The sequence below is a fragment of the Sporosarcina sp. P1 genome (assembly GCF_002743155.1).
Lineage (GTDB): Bacteria > Bacillota > Bacilli > Bacillales_A > Planococcaceae > Sporosarcina > Sporosarcina ureae_B.
Genome location: NZ_PDYS01000039.1, coordinates 1 through 3463, shown reverse-complemented (window position 1 = coordinate 3463; position 3463 = coordinate 1). Strand labels below are relative to the sequence as shown.

Sequence of the window (3463 nt, the reverse complement as noted above, 5' to 3'; positions counted from 1 at the left end):
TACAACAAAGAAAAAGCCCTAGGATCGCGGCAACAATCAAAGGACTTTCTCTCAAATTAAAAAATTTTCGCATGTCTATTATAACATAGGTAGTGCTTTTTTTTGCTTTTTTCAACTTATTCTTTCAAATAAAACTGTGCCGCAAACGTTTGCGGCACAGTTTTTTTCATATGAAGTTTACTTTCGAAATCACTCCAAACGCATAGTGGTGATGCACGTGTTGTCCCCATCGAATGTAGTAATTTCAGCTACAGTTTCTTTCGTGTCTTGTTTGATTGTGACTGTGAATGTATCATCACGCGGCAGCCATAAGTCGATAAATCCATTCGCCTCAGTTGTCTTAACTTCATCGAGAATTACATTACCTTCTGAATCTTCTATATGCACATCGAAATCTTCCTCAACGAGTTCACCTTGGCAACCTGTTAGACTATGGACGTCGCACGGGTGTGTAGTGTTCACGAAAGGAGCAATCGATACAAAAAACTCATCTTCTGGCAGATCGTACGTTGTAACTTTTTTATCATCATCCGTGACGATCAGTTCAGACGATGTAATAGAAGCAGACGCAGCTACAGCATTTCTAACGGTATAGTCGTTCACTAATTCTTTAATGTCCACTGATTCTTGTGGGGCTTGTGGGGTTTGTGCTTCGTTATTGGCATTTTCTTTACTACAACCGACTAATAAAGCGGTGACCAGTAGCAACATAGCCATCATTTTTCCTTTCATCGTATCACGACCTATTCATTTTATTTTGGTAGCTGTTTAGCAAGATCAAGATTCCGTACTTATGAAGAGAACATGTAGCGCAAGTTCTGCCTTTTATGTATAGTGTACATGATCCGAACGTAAGTACAATGAAAAGAGCTGCGCTAGGCAACTCTATCGTTTGTTAATTACTGTTCTGATAACTCATCTTCCACAACCCATTTGTGATTTTGCACTTCTTCTCCATCTGTAGTAGACGCATAATCGATCATATAGACAGTAGTCTTCTCGGCTGATTCAATTTCTGCTTTCGCGCCTTCCATACCTGCCATATGATCGGCGAGTACGGTCACTTCAGTTCCCTTTTCAAGCGGAGCAGGTGCGGGATCTTCTATTTCTTCATGAACGACCCATTTATGATCGATCACTTTCTCACCACCATCTGTCGGTGGGTAATTGATGGAATATGCAGTCGTATCAAATGCGCCCACTATAGTTGCAGTGGCGCCCTTCATCCCTTCCATATGATCCGTTTCAATAATGGCTTCAGATCCAACGGGGTATGTCGGGTTTTCAGCTTCCATTAAACCTTCAGGAATACTTCCATCGCTAGAATGGTCCATTCCTTCCATATCATTATGTGAAGTTTCTTCACTCTTAGCAGGTTCTTGTTCTTTTGGCGTGGTCTCTCCACATCCTGCAAGCACTAGAGCAAACGCGGCACTTAGTGTAAGTACTTGTTTTTTCATCAGATTCACTCCTTCATAAAATTAATACTAGTATAACAATCTCTTATCTTTCTTTGGGCTAAATCCCTAAACTCCTTAGAAACTCCTTAATTGTAATAACGTCCAATGGAAAAAGACTTGCATGATTTTAGTACAACTACCGCCAGCCATGCACGTAATGGGTGCTTTCTGCATACATTTTCGATACATTTATCTTATACTGCTCAATAGAGTAAAGGGGCGCATGCTATGAAGAAAATTTCAACGAAGTTAGCGGCTTCATTTATTATTTCCTTTCTTATTATGGATACATTGCTGATGGTGTATTTACATCAGACCATCACACATGCTCGGGTGGATGAAGAACTAGATCGACTTTTAAAAACAGGTAGCAACCATCGAAATGTCTTGGAAGATAATTTTACTGAAACGACGTTGCAGCATATCATTCTAATGGAAAGCGGTGGTGAACGAGACGTCGCTATTCTCGATAATAGTGGACAGATCGTCCAGCATTCATTGGAAAATGAAGAGGTCCTCACGCCTTATTTGAATCAATTACATGAAAAGCAACCGAAGCAAGATACTATATTGCCAGTTGATTGGGAAAAGATTCCTTACCTCGTCAGCGTGCATCCATATGAGGCGAAAGGACATGCTGGGACTCTCGTCATGCTTCAAAGTACCATTCCTATACGTCAACTTGTCAATCAACTCAATATTCATTTTCTACTTGCTGGTGGCGGCAGCATTGTCGTTCTATTTATGGTCTACTTATTACTATCTAAATGGTTGACACGTCCACTCATTCGCATGAAAGAAGCGACGGAGCAGATGAGCGAAGGATTGTACGATGTGGACTTGCCGAAGTTTTCGAATGATGAACTGGGAGAATTGGCAGCTTCCATTCGGAAATTATCGAATGATTTAAGCCGCGTCAAACGCGAACGAAAAGAGTTTCTCGCGTCTGTATCTCACGAAATGGGCACTCCCCTTACGTACTTAATCGGCTATGCCAAAGTGGCTCAGCGCACAGAATTGAATGATACGGAGCGATTTAACTACTTATCGATTATCGAAGAAGAGGCTGAGCGCTTAAAAACACTTGTGAAAAACTTAATGGACCTCGCTCAAATGGATGAAATGACGTTCACTGTGACGAAATCCGAATTCTCCGCTGACGCGTTCATCCGAGATATTGTCCAACTTGTCCAACCATCATTTGATTTGAAAGGAATTACGCTGCTGATTGAACAAGTCCGCGATTTCCCTCTAGTGGCAGATCGAATGCGACTTGAACAAATTATTCTTAATCTGTTAGACAATGCGCTTCACTATTCTGAAACTGGCAGTACGGTAATCGTTCGTGCTTTTCAAGATAAAAAGCATACGGTTTTACAAGTCCAAGACAGTGGGTGTGGTATTGCAGTTGAGAATCAGCAACAAATATTCGAAAAATTGTATCGTGTCGAGAAATCACGTTCCCGTTCGTTCGGCGGTGCGGGTCTTGGTTTAGCGACAGTGAAGGAATTAACAGAAGCACATGGTGGCACTATCGAAGTACAGAGCGAATTGGATAAAGGTAGTATCTTTACGGTACGATTAAAATAGGAGTTGGTGATCCAAATGAAAACCATTTTGCTTATTGATGATGAACAACGCATGCTCGATCTGCTAGAACTATTCCTCGCTCCACACGGATATCGCTGTTTGCAAGCGACGGACGGCCAAAAAGCACTTGAAGTGTTCAAAACGGAGGACGTACATCTCGTCCTCCTCGATGTGATGATGCCTGGCATGGATGGATGGGAAGTTTGCCGTAGAATTAGAAAAATTTCAGATGTACCGGTCATTTTATTAACGGCTCGTTCCGATAAATCAGATGTGGTAAAAGGACTCGACCAAGGTGCGGATGATTATATTACGAAACCATTTGACGAACGCGAACTCACAGCAAGAGTACGTGTGGCATTACGACGTACAGAAGAAGAAAATCAACCAAAGACCATTCAAGAAGGCCCATT

At 41.7% G+C, this 3463-nt stretch carries 4 protein-coding genes; 2 read left to right on the top strand and 2 right to left on the bottom strand.

All coding sequences use genetic code 11. The annotated features are described in order from the left end of the window. Positions 1–189: 189 nt before the first annotated feature. Positions 190–732, bottom strand: coding sequence for a CueP family metal-binding protein (locus tag CSV73_RS16190; RefSeq protein ID WP_085130837.1), 543 nt, complete (start codon positions 730–732; stop codon positions 190–192). 167 nt (positions 733–899) lie between these two features. Continuing rightward, entirely contained in the window at positions 900–1460 is a 561-nt protein-coding gene (locus CSV73_RS16185; protein WP_099628083.1) for a YdhK family protein, read from the bottom strand. A 228-nt stretch (positions 1461–1688) separates the two neighbouring features. On the opposite strand from CSV73_RS16185, the gene CSV73_RS16180 reads away from it, so the two are divergent. Both CSV73_RS16180 and CSV73_RS16175 read left to right on the top strand, forming a co-directional pair. Beyond that, positions 1689–3050 carry a sensor histidine kinase gene (locus CSV73_RS16180; protein WP_099628082.1) on the top strand — a complete coding sequence of 454 codons (1362 nt, stop codon included), beginning with the start codon at positions 1689–1691 and terminating at the stop codon, positions 3048–3050. A gap of 15 nt (positions 3051–3065) precedes the next feature. After that, the coding region (locus tag CSV73_RS16175; protein ID WP_143560972.1) for a response regulator transcription factor at positions 3066–3463 on the top strand (398 nt) is incomplete at its 3' end.

Excerpts from the sequence above, each read along its gene's own strand:
- CSV73_RS16180 (WP_099628082.1), top strand. The coding sequence starts at position 1,689 with ATGAAGAAAATTTCAACGAAGTTAGCGGCTTCATTTATTATTTCCTTT.
- CSV73_RS16190 (WP_085130837.1), bottom strand. The coding sequence starts at position 732 with ATGAAAGGAAAAATGATGGCTATGTTGCTACTGGTCACCGCTTTATTA.
- CSV73_RS16185 (WP_099628083.1), bottom strand. The coding sequence starts at position 1,460 with ATGAAAAAACAAGTACTTACACTAAGTGCCGCGTTTGCTCTAGTGCTT.